We start from the raw sequence: 17,768 nt of genomic DNA, 5'->3' as shown, positions 1-17,768 counted from the left end.
CCGGCAACCGAAGGGGAAGGTTGATATGTCACCCCGACAGCCTCCCACCCACACGGCCACCACACCCACCGAACTTACGAAAAGATCAGTAGGGCCTGTCCGGTGGGTCCACGTGACTGCCTTGCATTGCGATCGTTCCGGTCAGCGTGGGGCGGGGTGATCTGTCGAACGAGGAATGGGCCCGTCTGGGGCCTTACTTGCCGAAGAACGTTGGACACGGAGGGAGTTGGAAGAACCACTGTCGGGTGATCAACGGGATCCTGTTCCGTCAACAGACCGGCATCCCGTGGCGGGATCTGCCGACGCGGTTCGGGAAGTGGAAGACGGTTCATGACAGGCATCGCAGGTGGTCAGCGGAGGGCACATGGGACAGAGTTCTGCGGGCCGTTCAGGCCGATGCCGATGCGGAGGGCCGCATCGACTGGTCCATGGCGAGTGTGGACTCCACCGTGTGCCGCGCCCACCAGCATGCTGCCGGTGCGCGCAAGCAGGCACCACGGAACCCGGTGAGCGCACCCAGCCCGCCCAGCATCGCCCCGATGAAGCCCTCGGCCGTTCACGCGGCGGGCTGAGTACAAAGATCCACCTGGCTGGTGAAGGCCGGCTGCGGCCTCTGGCACTGCTGGTCACGCCCGGTCAGTGGGGCGACGCCCCACATCTGATCCCGGTCCTGGACCGAATCCGCGTTCCCCGCCTGGCAGGAGGACACCCGCGGACCCGGCCGGACCATCTGAGTGGCGACAAAGCGTACAGCTCCCGCCGCAACCGCCGTTACCTGCGGCGCCGGCAGATCAGACACACCATTCCGGAGCGCCGCGACCAGCGGACCCACCGCCAGAACCGCGGCAGCCGAGGAGGGCGATCCACCAGCTTCGACCATTCACGCTACGCCCGCAGGAACGAGGTCGAGCGGACAATCAATCAGCTCAAGAGTTTCCGGGCCGTAGCAACCCGCTTTGACAAGCGGGCCTACGTCTTTCACGGCACCGTGACTCTAGCCGCGGTCCGACTTTGGCTTCGCTCGTGACCCGCGGGACGGTCCTCAGCGCGATGTCGGCAGGCCGAGGTCGGCGGCGTTCATGAAGTCGAGCATCTTCCGGTTGGTCAGCTCCGCGTGGTCGATCTGCGGGCCGTGGCCGGTCCGGGAGATGATCTCGGCCCGTGCGCCGGGGATCAGCCGGGGCACGCGTTCGACCTGCCGGTCGGGGTGCACCAGGAGGCTGCGCCTGCCGAGCACCAGGTACAACGGTGTGTGGACGGCTCCCAGTTCGGCGTCGGTGAGGGGTTGCGGCACGGGTCGGCGGATGCGGTAGGCGCGGACGCCGGTGCGGATCATGGTGCGCAGTTCCGGGACGACGAGGACGGGTTGTTCCAGCCAGGACGCGAGCCGTGGCCGCAGCGCCTTGGGAGCGAAGGTGGCGAACAGGCTGGCGAAGATCCACACGAAGAAGCGCAGTCCCACCTTCTCCAGGCCCCCGGGGTCGAGCAGCGTGACCGAGGCGAGGCGTTCCGGCGCGCGGTACGCCTGGTTCAGGACGAGCCAGCCGCCGTACGACGAGCCGAGGAGGTGCACACGGTCGAGCCCGAGGCCGGCGAGTGTCTCGTCCAGCCACTGCGCGGCGCGCTCGGGCTCGTGGATGGGCGCGCGGTGCACGCTGCGGCCCGGGTCGCCCGGGGTGTCGATGGCGTAGACGGGCCGTTCGGCGCTGAGGGCGGGAGTGTTCGGGTACCACATGGCGGAGCAGGAGCCGGCTCCGTGGACGAGGACGAGGGGGGTGCGCTCGCGGGCGGCCGGGTCCTCGGGGTCGTAGCGGTAGACGTGCGTGGTCCCGAAGGAGGTCTCCACGTCCTCCTCCCAGGATGCGGGCGCGCCCAGCGCGTAGACCGCGTCGCAGGCCGCGAAGTAGCGCGCACGCCAGGCGTCGCTGACGAAGCGGCCGACATCGGGCTGGGAACGGGCTGTTGTGGGCTCGGGCACGGCCACCTCCTGGGCAGTCGGTCTTTGTGATACGAACGTACCACAAAGGTGGTACGGCTGTATCATCAAAAATCGGAGACACGATCCGAGGAGCGGAGAGTCGAACCATGCCCAAGCGCGTGGATCACGCAGAGCGACGCACCGAGATCGCGCAGGGCCTCGTCCGGGCCGCCGGACGGCAAGGGCTGCACGCTGTGGGTATGCGGGACGTGGCGGCCGAGGCGGGCGTCTCACTGCGGCTGGTGCAGTACTACTTCGAGTCCAAGGAGAAGCTGCTCCTCTTCGGACTGCGGCATCTGGCCGACAGGTTCGGGGAACGGGTGACCGCCCAGGTCCACGCCGCCGGCGACAACCCCGGGCCACGGGCGGTGATCGAGGCACTGCTGACGGCGGCCCTGCCAGTCGACGAGGAGAGCCGCCTGTTCCATCACCTCTACACCTCGTACGCCGTGCTGTCGGTCACCGACGAGGCCCTCGCGGCCCAGCCCTTCATCAAGGATCCCGACACCGCCGAGATCACCCTCACCGGGCTGCTGCAGCAGGCGGCGGACGCCGGACTGCTCCGGGCCGGCACGGACACCCATGCCGAAGCAGTCGGCTTGCTGGCCATGTCCGCGGGGCTCGGCACCAGCGTCCTGGTGGGCCAGCGCGACGCCGAGTCCGCCACGGCCGTCCTCCACTACCACCTGGACCGGATTTTCCGGCCCTGAAGCACGCACGCCGCCGCCCCGGGGCCAGGACACCCGCGAGGAATTCTCGCCTTGCCGGCCGTGCCACCCTGAGCCTCTGCTACGCCCACGAGACGTTGGCGGACGATTCCTGTGAAGTGGCCTCCTCGTCATGTGAGTTGCGAGGCACCGGAGGTGCCGTGCTTTGCAGACCGTGGTCTTACAGAAGCGGGCACTGCCCTTCAACTTGACAGTCACACGACCCGTCGGACAGGCCCTAGTACGGGCGAAGCATCAGACGGGAGTTTGTCTCACCGCGCTGTCCCTTGGGCCAGAAAAAGGCCACCGCCCATGAGGAAGGGACTCCGAAATGCGAACCTAAACCCGCGCCACGATCCGATTCTCGATGTCAGTAGGCGACCATAGTGTGTCGGCCATGACAGCGACGATCAACGTTCAGGTCCTGACCGTCGACGAGCTGCTGCCTGCAGTGGTGGAGCACTTCGGCTCGGAATCCGCCTCCACGTCGGATCCACTCCCGGAGCTGCCCGGCATCTACGTCTGGTCGGCGGACGGCAGGGTGCTCTGCATCGGATCAGCCGCATCGCTGGCCAAGAGAGTGGGCGATGAGAAGTGGTGGATAGCTGGCCACCAGCCCGACAATCAGTGGGCAGTGACTGTCGTTCACATGCTGAAGGTCTACAACGCGACGGTGCAATGGTCGCGACCGAAGACCACGCAGACGCCCTATTGCTGGAACGGCGCTTGATCGAATGGCACCGCACCTGCACCGGCATGGCGCCGCTGGTCGTCGGCTGGGAGGCGAAGAAGGGGAGTCCGAGGAAGGCCGGAGAGCAGTGGGCTCAGGAGCTCTGGAAGCGGAACGTCGGGCAGTGACACGGTCACTGCACTGAGTTCAGAGAAGTCACGAGCCCGAAACTGACAGCTCCACTCCAAACGGGACGCATGGGCCACCTCCTATGCCCCCTGGGATGCCCCCAGCGTAGACACGTCAGCGCAGAATGCGCAGCTCAGGCCGCTGCCGGTCGCATGCGGGCGTCGAGGGGTGCACCGGGGTGACGGTGCGTGGGCGGTCGGGATGCCGGCGGCTTGTGACCGGGCGTTTCAGATGGCGGGGTTCGTCACCTGAAGCGCTCAATTCACCGATCCCGCGCAGCCCACGCCCGATGACCTCGCGTTCCACGGTCGCGGCAATCCGATCCGGCTCCAGATCGAGCGGTACGGACAGGAAACCGATGAACCGATCCGGCCGTGCGGCGAGTGCGGCGTCCAACTCCCGCCACGCGCCGCGATATCCCTCGGCCGTGCTGGCCCGACCCCCGATGGCCTCGTCCAGGATCGCCATCTCCCGGCGCAGCGAGGTAAGGTCTCCGGCCCGCTCCGGGTGTGGGCGGGTGGCGAACAGCACGGCGCGGTCCACCCCGGCCTCGTCCAGTAGGCCCACATGTGCCTCCACGGGGTCGTGGACGCGGCTGTGTGCATCGATGATCATGATCACTCCCTCCTTGAAGACCGGCCCGGAATGCGGCCGACCAGTGCACTGTTGCTCCCTGACACCGTGGGAAGGTCAAGTTGGAGGGAGCGGGTCGGTGCTGATTGGCGAGCTGTCGCTCGTACCGGAGTCAGCGAACGCCTGCTGCGCTACTACGAGCGGATGGAGCTGATCCACTCAGAGCGCCGCGCCAATGGCTATCGCGAGTACGACGATCAGGTGGTGGAGACGGTGCGGCGCATCCGCGCCCTGCTGGCTGCCGGCCTGCCCACCCGCACCATCCGCGAGGTCCTGCCCTGCACCTTCGACGAGGCGACGCTGCGCCCTTGCCCAGGCGTTCTCACCAGCCTCCGCGACCAGCTGGACGTCCTCGATCAGCGGGCCTCCGACCTGGAGACCGCACGCCGCCTTCTGCGCCAGACGATCGCCGCCACCGAGAACGCGGCAAACTAATGCCGGATGACGGGCGCCGGAGTCCCGCGCATCGCTAAGTTCTCGCAGGCGGGACCCGTAGTCATCCTCCCGTCCGCCATCTGAAGGACTCAGGCCCGCCAAGTCGGACGCTCATCCGCCAGCTGAAGCACTCAGTCACAGGCGTGACTGAGCCCCGTAGTCGGCCCGGTCGACCAACTACGGTGCTCAGCCGGGCCAGATGAAAGTGCTCGCGAGGCCCTGGTTGGCCGCTCGCCCAGACGGTGCGGCAGTCGGGGACCTTGCCGGGAACGCGTCGAAGAGCGCATGGATGGCCTGGCGTTGAGGGTGCGGGATGGGCCTTGGTCAGGTATCCGGCGAGCTCGCGTACCCCTCGGCGGCCGCCCGACTCCGTGGAGATGCCCGCCCCGCTGAGCACCAGCACAGCGCCGGTGCTCAGCGCGTCGGCGACCGGCTCCAGGTCCGTGCTGCCCGGCGGCAGGTCCTCGGTAGGGGGCCAGCTCACAGTGGGGCGCATGCGTATGCCGCCAGGGTACGGAACAGGCTGCCGCCACCCGCTTCCGCCGTCGATGGCGCCGTTGAACGGGTCGCATACGGAAGTCCAGCCGGGGCACTGGTGCGGCATCGGGCAGCAGTCACGCTGCCGGCGGCTTCAGCTCTCCATCGCTGAAGTCCCCTGTACGTCATGCTTCCCGCCCTCTTGCGGCCGGCGATCGCCAGCGGGGGAGACGCTGTCAGGCCGCGCCCAGTCGGAGCGGACATGCAGCAGGTGGTGGCGGATCAGATTCTCCAGGCCGTTCATGTCGTTGCGGGCGATGGCTTCGAGCATGTGATGGTGCTCGTGGGCGGAGTTGTCGAGGACCCCCCGTTCCGCAAGTGCTTCGAGGCCGTACAGCCGGGTCTGGTCCCGCATTGCGGCGACGGTGGCCACCAGGCGCCGGTTGCCACACAGTTGGAGCAGGTCGAGGTGGAAGCGTCGGTCCGCTTCGAGGAAGCCGACGACATCACCTTCTCGAGCCGTCTTCTCGATCTCGTCTGCGATAACCGTCAGGCGCGTGAGGTCCTCAGGCCGAGCGTTCGCAGCTGCTCGTAGTGTGCCGGGCACCTCCAATAGCAACCGCATGGTGTAGACCTCGTCGAGGTCGTGCTCGCTCATGGGGATCACTCGGTAGCCGCGGTTGCGGACGGGCTCCATAAGGCCCTCGTTCACCAGTGTCAGCATGGCTTCCCGGACCGGACTGCTGGAGACACCCAGCCTGGTCGCCAGGGCTGCGGCCGAATAGATGTCTCCCGGTCGGATCTCCCCGGATACCAATGCCTGCCGGACCAGGGCAAGGACCTGTTCGCGCAGGTTCGTGCGCTGAAGCGGACCGGCCAGCGCGTCGGGTGCCATCGGTTCTCCGTTCACCTCTTCCTCTCTTCTTGACTTCGCTCCCACTTGGAATGCATCTTAACGGCTACCGGCGACCGGTGGCCGGTAACCGGTTACTCAGGAGTAATGATGACTGAGAAGCACGGGTACTGCACAATGTGCCGCTCTCGATGTGGTGCCGTCTACACCATTGAGGCAGGCGCTCTGCGGGGAGTGCGGCCCGACCCCGAGCATCCGACGGGTGCGGCGATGTGCCCGAAAGGACGGGCGGCACCAGAAATCGTGCACAGCCCGGACCGCCTGACCCAGCCGCTTCGGCGGACCACTCCCAAGTCCGATCCGGACCCCAAGTGGGAGCGCATCGGCTGGGAGGAAGCACTGAGTGAGACCGCCGAAAAGCTGGGACGGATCAAGGCTCAGGACGGCGCGGAAGCTGTGGCCTTCGCCGTGACTTCGCCCAGCGGGACCCCACTGTCGGACTCCATCGACTGGATCGAGCGTTTCATCCGCCTCTTCGGCAGCCCCAACACCTGTTACTCCACTGAAGTCTGCAACTGGCACAAGGACTGGGCCCACGCCTTCACATTCGGAAGTTCACTGCCGACCGCGGACTTTGCCGCAACTGACCTCGCCGTGCTCTGGGGCCACAACCCTGCCAAGACGTGGCTGGCTCAGTCGGCGGCCCTTGCACAAGCCCGAGCCGACGGAGCCCGTTTGGCGGTCATCGACCCCCGCCGCTCGACCAGTGCGCTGGAAGCGGACCACTGGCTGCGTGTCCGCCCTGGTGCGGACGCGGCCCTCGCCCTGGGCGTCGCCCGGCTCGTGCTGGAACGTCACGGCTACGACGACAGTTTCGTTCGGGCCTGGACAAATGCTCCCCTGCTCGTTCGCCGTGACACAGGACGCTTTCTGCGTGCCCAGGAGATCGATCCGGACCTCGACGGTTACGTCGTCTGGGACACCGTCGACGACACCTGGCGGTCGTACGACACGCTCCGCGCCGCGCGGAACCCCGGCCGCTTCGCCCTGCACGGCACCCATCGAGTGCGCATACGCACCGGCACGGTCGACTGCGAGCCCGCCTTCGAGCGATACCGCGACGCCTGCCGGCCATGGAATGTGCAGGAAACCGCCCGCACCACCGGTATCGAACCAGCGGAGCTGACCGCCTTCGCCGACGCACTCATCCAGGCACGGTCCGTGTCCTATCACGCGTGGACCGGCGTCGGGCAACACGCCAATGCCACCCAGACCGAGCGAGCCATCGCCACGCTGTACGCGCTGACCGGCAGCTACGACGCGCCCGGAGGCAACGTCATATGGCCGCGGCACGCCCTGAATCCGGCCACCGACCTGACCCAGCTCCCATATGACCAGCGGGCCAAGGCCCTCGGCATGGCGGAACACCCGCTCGGCCCTCCTGCCCAGGGCTGGATCAGCGGCCGGGATCTGTGCCGCGCGATCCTGTCGCAGGATCCCTACCCAGTACGAGCCTTGGTCGGATTCGGCAGCAACCTGGTGCTCTCACAACCGGATCCGCGACGCACAGCCGCCGCTCTTCGCCACCTCGACTTCTACGTACACCTCGACCTCTTCCCCAACCCCACCTCCCAGTTCGCCGACATTGTGCTTCCGGTCAACAGCCCCTGGGAACACGAGGCGATCAGGGCGGGATTCGAGATCAGCCAGCGGGCTCAGGAACACGTCCAGCTCCGGCCGCGCATGGTGGAGCCGGCGGGCCAGTCCCGCTCCGACACCGAAGTCGTCTTCGACCTTGCGCAGCGTCTGGGTATGGGCGCCGACTTCTTCAACGGCGACGTCACGGTCGGCTGGAATCATCAGCTCAAGCCCCTGGGGTTGACCGTCGACGAGCTCCGCCGCCATCCTCGCGGCTTCCGGGTCCCCCTCGAGACGGTCTATCGCAAATACGCCCAGAGCACGGAAGAGGGCCAGGTCACCGGGTTCGCCACCCCGACCCGACGTGTCGAGCTGTACTCGGAACGGCTCGCGCTGCACGGCTACTCCGCTGTCCCCATCCATTCCGCGCCCGGTACTGGACCCGACTCCCGCTACCCGTTGTTGCTGACCTGCGCGAAGAACGGCTACTTCTGCCACAGCCAGCACCGCGGGTTGTCCTCTCTGCGCAAGCGCAGCCCGGAACCCACTGTCGACATCAGCGGGGTACTGGCACAGCGGCGCAACATCCGCGAGGGCCAGTGGGTGGCGCTGTCCACGCGCATGGGGACGATCCGCATGCGCGCACGTATCGACCACGATCTGCACGAGGACGTCGTATGCGCCGAATACGGCTGGTGGCAGCAGGCTCCGGACCTGGCACTACCGAGTTTCGATCCCTATGACGAAGCCGGCAGCAACTACAACCTCCTGATCGGAGACGACGTACGCGACCCGATCAGTGGGTCGGTGCCGATGAGGTCCAGCAGTTGCGACGTCCAGCCCATCGCGACGTCCCATTGGGAAGGGACCAAGGAGTTCGTCATCGTCTCCGCCGTACCGGAAGGAGCCGGTGTCCTGGCCTTGAGCATGGAACCTGCCGACGGTTCGGAGCTGCCCGATTTCAGGCCGGGCCAGCACATCACCCTCAGCTTCTCCACCACCGACCCCGCAGGCGCGGAACGGTCATCGGCACGTTGCTACTCCCTGACCGGCCCCGCGCAGGACAAGGACCGCACGGCGTACAGCATCGCCGTACGCCGCGTGCCGGACGGACAGGTCTCCGGCCAGGTGCACGCAACCGCGCGTGAGGGGAAGCGCGTGCAGCTGACGGCGCCGGCAGGACTCTTCGCCATCCCGCCCGACATCAGCCGGCCAGTCGTGCTCCTCGCCTCCGGAATCGGGATCACGCCGTTCATCGGCTACCTCGAGACACTGGCCCGCAGCGGCGGCAGCGTTCCCGAGGTCGTACTGCACTACGGCAGCCGAAATTCCACCTCACACGCCTTCCTGGACCGCGTGAGCGAACTACGGGACGTCATCTCCCAGCTACGCGTCCACACCCACTACAGCCGACCGGAATCCCAAGACGTCCTCGGCCGCGATTACGACCACTTCGGACGCGTCAGCGCCGCCGACGTCGATGCCCGACTCATCGAGCGCCGCGCCCGGTTCTACCTATGCGGACCGGAGGACATGCTCTCCGACATCACCATCGGCCTTGTCGACCGAGGCGTCCCGCGCTTCGACATCTTCGCCGAAAAGTTCCACGCCGCCCCCCAGCGCGTCGACATCCCCGACAGCGCACAGGCCACCGTCCGCTTCACCCGCGCCAACCGCCAGGTCACCTGGCGCAAAGAAGACGGCACTTTGCTGCAACTGGCGGAGAAGGAAGGAATCCGCCTGCCCAGCGGCTGCCGCTTGGGACAGTGCGAAAGCTGCGCCATCACCGTCCTGGACGGGCACGTAGCGCATTTGGTCAGCCGCCCGGAGGACCTGGCCGGCGACCAGTGCCTGACCTGCCAGGCCATGCCCGTGACCGACGTCACTCTCGACGCATGACCGCATGACCGCATGACCGCATGACCGCATGACCGCATGACCGGATGACCGCCTGATCGAAAGACGACGATGCTGAATATCGACGCCCAACAGACCATCAAAGCACTGCCGTTCCACGACCTCGTCCCCGCGCTCCGGCAAGGCTTCGTTCACGGCGCCAACACTCCTGCCCGCCACCACCACACCGTCGACGCCGACACCGACGCCACCATCCTGCTCATGCCCGCCTGGTCCCATCGCGAGTTCCTGGGTGTCAAACTCGTCAACGTCTTCCCCGCCAACGCCCTCCACGGCAGGCCGGCCCTGTCCTCCGCATTCGTCCTGGCGAGCGCCGCCACCGGTGAGCACCTGGCCATCATCGACGGCAATGAACTGACCCGACGCCGCACCGTGGCGACCTCCGCTCTGGCCGCCTCCTACCTCGCACGACCCGAGAGCACCACCCACCTGGTGGTCGGAGCAGGGCATGTGGGCAGCCTCGCCGCCGAGGCATACCGCAGCGTTTTCGACATCCGGACAGTGCTCGTCTACGACCGGTCCGCCGGCCACGCCCATCGCCTGGCCGACACCCTGAAGCAACAGGGGCTTGATGCCCGTGCCGTCGCCGACTTGGCCCCCGCGGCGGCCGAAGCCGACATCGTCAGCTGCGCCACCCTCGCCACCGAGCCCATCATCAAGGGCGACTGGCTGGAACCCGGCACCCACCTCGACCTCATCGGCAGCTTCCGCCCCACCATGCGAGAGGCTGACGACCAGTGCATACGCCGCGGCACCATCTTCATCGACACGCCACAGGCCCTGCACGAATCCGGTGATCTGACTCAGCCCATCGACGCCGGCCTCCTCACCCCGGACGATATCGTCGGCACCCTGCCCGACCTGTGCGCCGGCACCATCCCCGGCCGCCGCACCCAGGAAGAGATCACCGTCTTCAAAGCGGTCGGCAGCGCACTCGCCGACCTCACCGCCGCCTCGGCGGTCTACCGCTCACACGGCCCGTCCCCCCGGGTCCACACCTGCCAGGAGCCATCTTGACTTCCTCCCTCTCCTGAACGAGGGGGTTCCTACGGCTCGCGCCGTGGGGCTTCCTGCTTCATCACCGACTGCCCCGCCCGGGAGGACTCCCGTTGAGGTCTTACACCGGCTCCACAGGCCGACACCGCCAGTCCGGCGGCCAGAAGGTTCTTCGCTGCGTTCACGTCCCGATCGTGGGACGTGCCGCAGTCGCACGTCCAGGTGCGGACGCTGAGCGGCATCTTCTCTTGCAGGGAGCCGCATACGGAGCACAGCTTGGAGGAGAGGAACCAGCGGTCGACCGCGATCACCTCGCGGCCGTACCAGGCGGCCTTGTACTCCACCATGCTCCGGAACTCCGACCATGCCGCGACGGAGATCGCCCGGGACAGCCTGCCGTTGCTGAGCAGGTTCCGGACGGTGAGGTCCTCGATCACGCGCGTTTGGTTGTCACGCACGAGTCGAGTGGTGAGCTTGTGCAGATGGTCACGGCGACGGTCGGCGATGCGGGCGGAGACCCTGGCGGCCTTGCGGCGCGTATTGGCCCGGTTGACGCCGTCGCCCCTGGCCTTGCGGACGAGGTCGTACTCGGCGGACTTGCCAGAGTTCTTACGCGACTTGAACCGCGGGAACTTCGTCCGCCTGGCGAAGAACGCGGTGAACGCCGCCTGGAGGTGCTGCCGGGCCTGCTGGAACGGAGCCGAGGACACCTCGTTGAGGAAGGCCAATTCCTCGGTCTCCTTCCACGCCGTCAGCATCGCCGACGTCGCGTCGTAGTCGACCCGCTCGTGACGCAACGTCCACGTCTCGGTACGGGCCGCAATCACCATGTTGTAGACCTTCCGCACGCATCCGAACGTGCGCGACAGCTCCGCTGCCTGCGCATCGGTCGGATGGAATCGGTACTCGAACGCCCGTCTTGCGTAAGCGGTCATAGCCCACAAACCAGCACAGGCGACTCGGCTCTCCCTGCCCTGCTCCGCAGGAGCCCGCTTCCTCCCCCGCCTGAAGGCGGGGGTTTCCTCGGAGGTTCCCGATGATCGAGCAGAGGCCCAAAAGGGGCGACGACTCCGCACCTCAGCAACCGCCACGCGATGGATTCCTCGCCCGCGCCGCTACCCGAAGCGCGGCCGTGGCCGAACGGTGGTTCCCCAACACCCTCGTCTTCGCACTCCTGACTGTGGCCGTCGTGGCCATCGCGGCAATGAGCATCGGATCAGGCCCCGCAAAGGTCGCCTCTGTCTTCGGCAACGGCTTCTGGGACCTGATCCCCTTCACCATGCAGATGGCCATGGTCGCCATCGGCGGTTATGTCGTGGCCACCGCCCGACCCATCCAGCGAGTCATCACCCGCCTGGCCCAGGTCCCCGCCACAGAGCGGAGCGCCGTCGCCATGGTCGCGGCCATCAGCCTCACCTCCGCCCTGCTGAACTGGGGATTCAGCCTCATCTTCAGCGCCCTGCTGGTCAGGCGCCTGGCCGAACGCGGCAATCTGCGCGTCGACTACCGGGCCGCCTCGGCAGCCGCATACCTCGGCCTGGGCGGTAGCTGGGCCCTTGGCCTCAGCTCCTCAGCCGCTCAGCTCCAGGCCAATGCGGAGAGCCTGTCGCCCTCCCTGTCGTCGATCACCGGCGTCATCCCCTTCCGGGAAACCATCTTCACCTGGCAGTCCCTCACCCTCGCGGCTGTCGTGATCGTCGTCTGCGTGTCCATCGCCTACCTCACCGCTCCACGTGGCGACAGCGTGCGCACCGCAGTCGACCTCGGCATTGACCCCAGCGACCCCGTCGAAGACGACCAGCCCCGCACCCGGCCGGGGGAGTGGCTGGAGTACAGCCCGCTGCTCACCTTCGTCGTCGTCGCCCTCGTCGCAGGATGGGCCGTGCAGGAGTTCGCCGACAAGGACCCCATCGTCGCGATCTCCGCGCTCAACACCTACAACCTGCTCTTCCTGACGCTCGGCATGCTGCTGCACTGGCGCCCGCGCCGGTTTCTCGCGGCGGTGACCAAGGCGGTTCCGGCCACGGCCGGCGTGCTCATTCAGTTCCCCTTCTACGCCGGCGTCGCCGCCATGATGACCCAGGCCACCAACGGCGCGGGCGACAGCCTGTCCCACTACCTGGCGTCAGCCTTCACCGGCGTCGGATCCCCGGTCCTCTTCCCACTGATGATGGGCGCCTACTCCGTCATCCTGGGTTTCCTCATCCCCTCCGGCGGCGGGAAGTGGATCATCGAGGCGCCCTATGTCATGCAGGCCGCCAATGACCTCAACGTCAACCTCGGCTGGACCGTCCAGGTCTACAACGCGGCCGAAGCACTTCCCAACCTCATCAACCCGTTCTGGATGCTCCCGCTGCTGGGTGTCCTCGGCCTCAAGGCCCGCGACATCGTCGGTTACACCTTCCTCTACCTCGTCGCACTGCTGCCGATTGTGCTTGGCCTGCTCACCCTGCTGTCCACCACGCTGCCCTACCACCCGCCTGTCCAGCCCTAGCGCGCTGGCACAGCTCCCCGAGCCCGGGAAGGAAGCACGTCGATGCCCCTCGATACCGTCACCGTCACCGCCGCGCTCTACAACGACATCGTTCACCGCAATCCCGCCAAACACCGGATTCCACCAGGCCGTCGCGGAGGTTCTGCACTCCATCCAACCCGTCCTTCAGCAGCGTCCGGAACTGGGCGACAATGCCTTCCACCAGCGACTGTGCGGGCCCGAACGCCAGGTCGTCATCTGCCGGCGCGCTCACGGGCAAGGACCTGAAGATCGGCGGCAGCCACGCAGGCCCTCAAGCCACCGGTTGCGGTGCCGTCGACTTCCTCCAGACCATGCTCGCCGAGTGCGGCCACACGCTGGAGGACAAGACCACGGTCGTCTCCGACTCCGGCAACGTCGCTCAGTACGCTCTACGACCCGCGGTTCGAGGCGTGGGGGAACGAGTGCGGCGTGCGGATGGTGGGAGTGGCGATCGGGTGACCTCGGCGTCGTGTGCCCCCCCCAGCGTGATGCTGATGGGCTGGCCCGACGTGGTGGTCCGGCCACAACATCCTCTCGCCCGCGCCCGCCGCAGGTCGTCCCGGCTCCCTGGGAGCCCACCTCGTCATCGGCGGACTGGCCATCCGGATCCGCGCGCATGGCTGTGGCGCGGCGAGCGCGCGGCCTTCCGGCTCGGCCGCGCGCTCGCGGCCGGACCGATGGGCGCAGGGAAAGGGGGCGGTGCCCGGGTCCTGAGGGCGCTTGGCGCCGTACATGCCGTCGGCCGGACTCCACTCACTCGCCGTCGAGCGCTACAAGCCACATGCTCGTAGCGGGGCACGTGCTGTCAGCGCCGCCCCTGTCCGGTGTCCTCGGTCATCCGGCGGTCCGCCCGTCAATCCCGGCCTCGGCCGCCCTGTGTGCGTGGAGGGCGGCCACCTCGGTGGCGATGGCACGTCCCTCGGCCAGCTTCTCCACCTGCTCCGCGTGGGCTTCCAGTTCGCTCAGGCGCGTGGCGCGAGCTGCGACGCGTTCGATTGCGACCGTGAGGGGCCACTGCCGTAGAAACCGCCGCATGGGTGCCGCGTTGTCCGGGCTGTCGGCTGCCTCCACCGCCGCCGTCCGCGCGGTGTCGAACGCTCGCGTGGTGCGGCATTGGCGTTGATGTGTCTGATACGCGCAGATTGAGGGTTGGCTGGCAGAGCCTACGAGCGGGCCCCGCCCTCCCCCCGGCACCGAACGATGGGTACGCGCCGCCCGGCTCAGCGGCCCGGTCGGGGGATCGGCCCCCCGCCGGGCTCCGGTCATCCGAACACCGCGTCGTGGAACGCGATTTCCGCCTCCAGCATGCCGGTGAACCAGCGGGTCAGCCGCTCCTGGGGGATGTCGTCCGGGAGGGCGTCGACCTCCGCCGCGAGGGCCCGTACCCCGTCCCGGAACGCCTGGTCGGCGTGGAGTGCCACCCAGGCGCTCATCGCGCCGTCGGGGACGGCGCCGTGCTCGTGTGCCCGGGTGCACCAGGTGAGGTAGAGGCTCTCCGCGGCGAGCAGGATGGTCATCACCGCCGGGTAGCCGCCTTCCCGCGCCGTGTCGAGTGCGTACCGTGACAGCACCTCGGCCCGCCGGGCGGCGTCCGGCCGGGCGGGGACGGGCCAGGCGGCGCGGGCTTCGCGGAAGTAGTCCGCCTGGGTGGTGGTCAGCGTATGGACCGCACGGGCGTTGCGCTCCAGCGCCGTCCGGTCGGGGGCGCCCCATACGGCCAGTCCGTGCAGCCGGGTGGCCGTCTCCACGAACGCGGCCTCGATCTCCAGGTAGTCGGCGTAGTCGGCGTCGCTGATCGTGCCGGCCGTGATCTCGGTGACGAAGCGCATACGCAGTGCCTCTTCCATGACCGGGGCGGTGGCCTTCAGGAGCCGCTCGGACCGGCTCATCGGGAGAGCCATTCGACGAGGCCGCCGAAGATTCGGGCGTAGCCGTCCCACTGCTCGCAGAACGCCGCCGGCGCCCAGTGCGGGGAGCAGTCGGAGGTGAAGACAGCCGACCGTCCCGCGCCGTACTCGGCCACCGCCACCAGGGGGTCGCCGCCCAGGGTGGCCAGGACCTCGGCGCCCGGACGTGGCCGGACGCGGTTGTAGCCGAGCAGCGGTGGCCATTCGCCGGTCACCCCAGCGAGGGCGGGATGGCCGGTGCCGATTGCCGACGGGCGGCCACCCGCGGGGAGTTCGACGCGGTCGTCCTCGGGCAGCAGCTCGACCGGCAGCACCTCGTGCAGCGCGGTGTTGCGGTAGGCGGCCTTGCCCTCGAAACCGGTGAAGGAGAGATAGCCGCCGATCATCAGCAGTCCGCCGCCGTCGCCGACCCATCCGCGCAGTGCGTCGATCCGGTCGGCCCCCGGCGTGCCCCGCTCGAACACCTCGGGGGAGAGCTGGAGGGAGTTCGCCCCGATGTCGGAGAGGATGACGACGTCGTAGCGGGCGAGCGCCTCGGCATCGCCCGGGAACTGCCCGGGTACCAGATGCGCGGGCAGGTGTGTGACCTCGTGCCCGCGGCCCTCCAGCGCCCGGCGCAACGGCTCGACGCCGGTCACATAGGTACTGGTGGTGAACGAGTCGACCCCCTTGATGTGTGTGGACTGGGAGATCCAGCTCTCACCGGCTATCAGGACGCGGCTCACAGGGTGCTCCTTTGTAACGGGGATGGGGCGAAACGCCGGGACGGAGGTCAGGACGTCAGGACGCGGCGGCGTGCTCGAACAGCCGGGCCGGGTTGGTGTGCAGCAGGCCCGCGGCGGTCCGCCGGGGTACGCCGTGCTCGACGAGCCGGGAGAGGAACAGCTCCGGCACATAGCGGAAGCCGTTGCCGCCGTAGGCGGTGAGCATGCTCTTGAGGAACACGTCGTGGCTGAGCAGCAGCCGGTCGCCGTGTCCGCGGGCGATGAGCCCGGCGATCGCGTGCGCGGTTTCGTGGGGTGCCGGGGACTGCCCCTCGCCGGGGTAGTGGAACGGCATGCCGATCATGTCGAATTCGAGCCAGACGCCGCGGTCGGCCACCGACCGCTGATAGTCCGGGTCGGCGTGCGAGGGGTCCATATGACAGAGCACCACGGCGGCTGGTGCCACCCGGTACTCTCCCAGTACCAGGTCGAGGACCTCGTGGGCGCGGCGCTGCCAGCCGGGCAGATGGATGTAGAGCGGGACACCGGTCTCGCGCTGGGTGCGCGCGGCGGCGCGCAGCGCGGTGTGCTCGACCTCGGTGAACCGCGGGGAGACCCCGATCTCGCCGATGACGCCCGGCCGGATCCCGGTGCCGTCGGCTCCCTCGGTGAACTCGGCCAGCAATGCGGCGGCGAGGCCGCGCTCGTCCGCCGGCGACAGTGGCCGGGGATGGTAGGGCTCCAGGTACCAGCCGCTGCCCATGACCACACGTACGCCGCTGTCCTCGGAGAACGCGCGCAGCGCTGCCGGGTCGCGGCCCAGTCCGCCCGGGGTGACGTCGACGATCGTGCCGCCCCCGCCGGCGGCGAACGCGCGCAGGTCGGCCAGCATTCCTTCGGTGTCGTCGAGCACACAGTGGTCGAGGCAGGCGTAGGGCTGCTCGCGCAGCAGCCAGGCCAGTTCGGGTGTGGTGCGGGCGTCGCGCAGATGACCGAGCCGGGGGTCGGCCGGGGTGGTGACGGCCTTGCGGACGTCGTTGCGCAGATGCTCATGGGTGAGGGTGAGGCCGAGCCCGGTGCTGGGCACGGGCCCGGTCACCGTGGTCACGGTGCGGGGTGCGGGGCCGCTCATGAGCGACCCGTCAGATGGGCGAACAGGTCGGCCATCGCCCGGCCGCGCAGGTTGAGCCAGATCGCGGCGAGCAGCACCAGTCCGGTGACGATGGGGGTGAGGAACGGGCTCACGCCGAGCAGGTTGAGGCCGTTGGCGATGACTCCGGTGATGAGGGCGCCGATGACGGTGCCGAGCACGGTGCCCCGGCCGCCGAACAGATTGGTGCCACCGAGCACGACCGCGGCGATCACCGTGAGTTCGAAGCCCTGTCCGGAGTTGGCGGAGCCGGAGCCGAGCCTGGCCGCGGTGAGCAGCCCGGCGATACCGGCGGCCACCCCGGTCATCATCAGGGTGATCATCTTGACCCGGGCAGTGTTCACCCCGGCCCGTCGCACGGACTCCTCCTGGGCGCCGATGCCGTTGACGTAGGAGCCGAACGGCAGCTTCGACAGCAGGACCGCTCCGACGGCGACCGTGGCCAGGGCGATCCAGGCCAGCGCGGACAGCCCGAGGAAGGAGGCGTCGCCGAGCTTGGCGACGAAGAGCCGGGCGTCGATGGGGACGGAGAACCCCCGGGTCCACAGCTGTGCCAGGCCGCGGACGACCGACATGGTGGCGAGGGTGACGATGAACGGGGGGATCTTCTGAAAGGCCGACAGCCATCCGTTGACAGCGCCCCAGAAGAGCCCGGCGAGCAGCGCCACGACGATCACCACGGAGGAGTCCCAGCCGGCCTGGAGCATCTCGGCGGTGCAGGTGGCGGTGAACGCCAGGATCGATCCCACGGACAGGTCGATCTGCCCGGTGCTGATCACGAAGGTCATGGCGACCGCCACGATCAGGGTGATCGCCACCTGGGTGGCCAGATTGGCCAGGTTGGTGAAGGTCAGGAAATTGGGGGCGGCGATGCCGAAGCCGAGGAAGAGCGCGACGCCCACGCCGAGCATGGCCAGGGTGGCCTTGTTGGCGCGCTGCCAGCGGCCCGGAGGCCGGCCCAGTACGGCGGTGGTGCGCATCGCGGTGTCGGCGCTCATA

General features: G+C 68.3%; 18 protein-coding genes and 1 pseudogene. 9 read left to right on the top strand and 10 right to left on the bottom strand.

Translation table 11 applies throughout. The features are described from left to right. The first annotated feature begins 146 nt into the window (after nt 1-146). Nucleotides 147-1,027 (top strand): IS5 family transposase gene (locus ACFYOY_RS47760; protein ID WP_388594305.1). Its coding sequence is split into 2 segments (ribosomal slippage): nt 147-501 and nt 501-1,027, totalling 882 coding nucleotides; the frame shifts between segments, so codons are not numbered across the junction. 15 nt (nt 1,028-1,042) lie between these two features. Here the strand turns inward: ACFYOY_RS47760 and ACFYOY_RS47755 are convergent. After that, nucleotides 1,043-1,978 carry an alpha/beta fold hydrolase gene (locus ACFYOY_RS47755; protein ID WP_351904507.1) on the bottom strand — a complete coding sequence of 312 codons (936 nt, stop codon included), beginning with the start codon at nt 1,976-1,978 and terminating at the stop codon, nt 1,043-1,045. Nucleotides 1,979-2,085: 107 nt separating this feature from the next. Between ACFYOY_RS47755 and ACFYOY_RS47750 the strand changes: the two genes are divergently transcribed. From ACFYOY_RS47750 to ACFYOY_RS47740, 3 genes are all read left to right on the top strand, one after another. Beyond that, nucleotides 2,086-2,688, top strand: coding sequence for a TetR/AcrR family transcriptional regulator (locus ACFYOY_RS47750; RefSeq protein WP_351904510.1), 603 nt, complete (start codon nt 2,086-2,088; stop codon nt 2,686-2,688). Between the two features lie 394 nt (nt 2,689-3,082). After that, a complete protein-coding gene (locus tag ACFYOY_RS47745; protein ID WP_351904513.1) occupies nt 3,083-3,415 on the top strand; it encodes a hypothetical protein in 333 nt (110 codons plus the stop codon). Then, nucleotides 3,412-3,543: a hypothetical protein gene (locus ACFYOY_RS47740; protein ID WP_351904516.1), complete on the top strand. Its 132-nt coding sequence runs from the start codon at nt 3,412-3,414 to the stop codon at nt 3,541-3,543. The genes ACFYOY_RS47745 and ACFYOY_RS47740 overlap by 4 nt, the downstream gene beginning before the upstream one ends. Before the next feature lie 115 nt (nt 3,544-3,658). Here ACFYOY_RS47740 and ACFYOY_RS47735 read toward each other — a convergent pair whose 3' ends face one another. Beyond that, on the bottom strand, nt 3,659-4,159 hold the full coding sequence (locus ACFYOY_RS47735; protein ID WP_351904519.1) for a hypothetical protein: 501 nt from the start codon (nt 4,157-4,159) through the stop codon (nt 3,659-3,661). A 66-nt stretch (nt 4,160-4,225) separates the two neighbouring features. Here ACFYOY_RS47735 and ACFYOY_RS47730 point away from each other — a divergent pair, with 66 nt between their 5' ends. Continuing rightward, nucleotides 4,226-4,612 carry a MerR family transcriptional regulator gene (locus tag ACFYOY_RS47730; protein WP_351904522.1) on the top strand — a complete coding sequence of 129 codons (387 nt, stop codon included), beginning with the start codon at nt 4,226-4,228 and terminating at the stop codon, nt 4,610-4,612. A 361-nt stretch (nt 4,613-4,973) separates the two neighbouring features. Here the strand turns inward: ACFYOY_RS47730 and ACFYOY_RS47725 are convergent. Together ACFYOY_RS47725 and ACFYOY_RS47720 are read right to left on the bottom strand one after the other, a co-directional pair. Next, nucleotides 4,974-5,108: pseudogene (locus ACFYOY_RS47725) on the bottom strand (NAD-dependent protein deacetylase 1); the annotation flags it as partial. A 135-nt stretch (nt 5,109-5,243) separates the two neighbouring features. After that, the gene (locus ACFYOY_RS47720) at nt 5,244-5,984 is read right to left on the bottom strand and encodes a GntR family transcriptional regulator (protein ID WP_351904525.1); all 741 of its coding nucleotides are present in this window, start codon (nt 5,982-5,984) and stop codon (nt 5,244-5,246) included. Nucleotides 5,985-6,089: 105 nt separating this feature from the next. Here ACFYOY_RS47720 and ACFYOY_RS47715 point away from each other — a divergent pair, with 105 nt between their 5' ends. Next, nucleotides 6,090-9,479, top strand: a complete 3,390-nt coding sequence (locus tag ACFYOY_RS47715) for a molybdopterin-dependent oxidoreductase (RefSeq protein WP_388594298.1) — start codon at nt 6,090-6,092, stop codon at nt 9,477-9,479. Nucleotides 9,480-9,548: 69 nt separating this feature from the next. Then, nucleotides 9,549-10,514, top strand: coding sequence for an ornithine cyclodeaminase family protein (locus ACFYOY_RS47710; protein WP_351904528.1), 966 nt, complete (start codon nt 9,549-9,551; stop codon nt 10,512-10,514). Nucleotides 10,515-10,543: 29 nt separating this feature from the next. Here the strand turns inward: ACFYOY_RS47710 and ACFYOY_RS47705 are convergent, their stop codons facing one another. Then, the gene (locus ACFYOY_RS47705; protein WP_351904531.1) at nt 10,544-11,428 is read right to left on the bottom strand and encodes an RNA-guided endonuclease TnpB family protein; all 885 of its coding nucleotides are present in this window, start codon (nt 11,426-11,428) and stop codon (nt 10,544-10,546) included. Between the two features lie 101 nt (nt 11,429-11,529). Here ACFYOY_RS47705 and ACFYOY_RS47700 point away from each other — a divergent pair, with 101 nt between their 5' ends. Further along, the gene (locus tag ACFYOY_RS47700; RefSeq protein ID WP_388594293.1) at nt 11,530-12,987 is read left to right on the top strand and encodes a short-chain fatty acid transporter; all 1,458 of its coding nucleotides are present in this window, start codon (nt 11,530-11,532) and stop codon (nt 12,985-12,987) included. Between the two features lie 191 nt (nt 12,988-13,178). Beyond that, on the top strand, nt 13,179-13,799 hold the full coding sequence (locus ACFYOY_RS47695; RefSeq protein ID WP_388594290.1) for a hypothetical protein: 621 nt from the start codon (nt 13,179-13,181) through the stop codon (nt 13,797-13,799). Nucleotides 13,800-13,842: 43 nt separating this feature from the next. Here the strand turns inward: ACFYOY_RS47695 and ACFYOY_RS47690 are convergent, their stop codons facing one another. From ACFYOY_RS47690 to ACFYOY_RS47670, 5 genes are all read right to left on the bottom strand, one after another. Then, nucleotides 13,843-14,079, bottom strand: coding sequence for a hypothetical protein (locus ACFYOY_RS47690; protein ID WP_351904540.1), 237 nt, complete (start codon nt 14,077-14,079; stop codon nt 13,843-13,845). Nucleotides 14,080-14,270: 191 nt separating this feature from the next. Then, nucleotides 14,271-14,897, bottom strand: coding sequence for a TenA family protein (locus tag ACFYOY_RS47685; protein ID WP_351904543.1), 627 nt, complete (start codon nt 14,895-14,897; stop codon nt 14,271-14,273). After that, entirely contained in the window at nt 14,894-15,640 is a 747-nt protein-coding gene (locus ACFYOY_RS47680; protein WP_351904546.1) for a glutamine amidotransferase, read from the bottom strand. The genes ACFYOY_RS47685 and ACFYOY_RS47680 overlap by 4 nt, the downstream gene beginning before the upstream one ends. A 55-nt stretch (nt 15,641-15,695) precedes the next feature. Next, the gene (locus tag ACFYOY_RS47675; RefSeq protein WP_388594286.1) at nt 15,696-16,751 is read right to left on the bottom strand and encodes a phosphotriesterase; all 1,056 of its coding nucleotides are present in this window, start codon (nt 16,749-16,751) and stop codon (nt 15,696-15,698) included. Then, on the bottom strand, nt 16,748-17,767 hold the full coding sequence (locus tag ACFYOY_RS47670; RefSeq protein WP_351904552.1) for an ABC transporter permease: 1,020 nt from the start codon (nt 17,765-17,767) through the stop codon (nt 16,748-16,750). The genes ACFYOY_RS47675 and ACFYOY_RS47670 overlap by 4 nt, the downstream gene beginning before the upstream one ends. Between the last annotated feature and the right edge of the window lies 1 nt (nt 17,768).

Origin of the sequence: Streptomyces sp. NPDC007875 (assembly GCF_042868035.1) — a bacterium.
Lineage (GTDB): Bacteria > Actinomycetota > Actinomycetes > Streptomycetales > Streptomycetaceae > Streptomyces > Streptomyces antimycoticus.
This window is presented reverse-complemented; position numbering and strand designations above follow the sequence as displayed.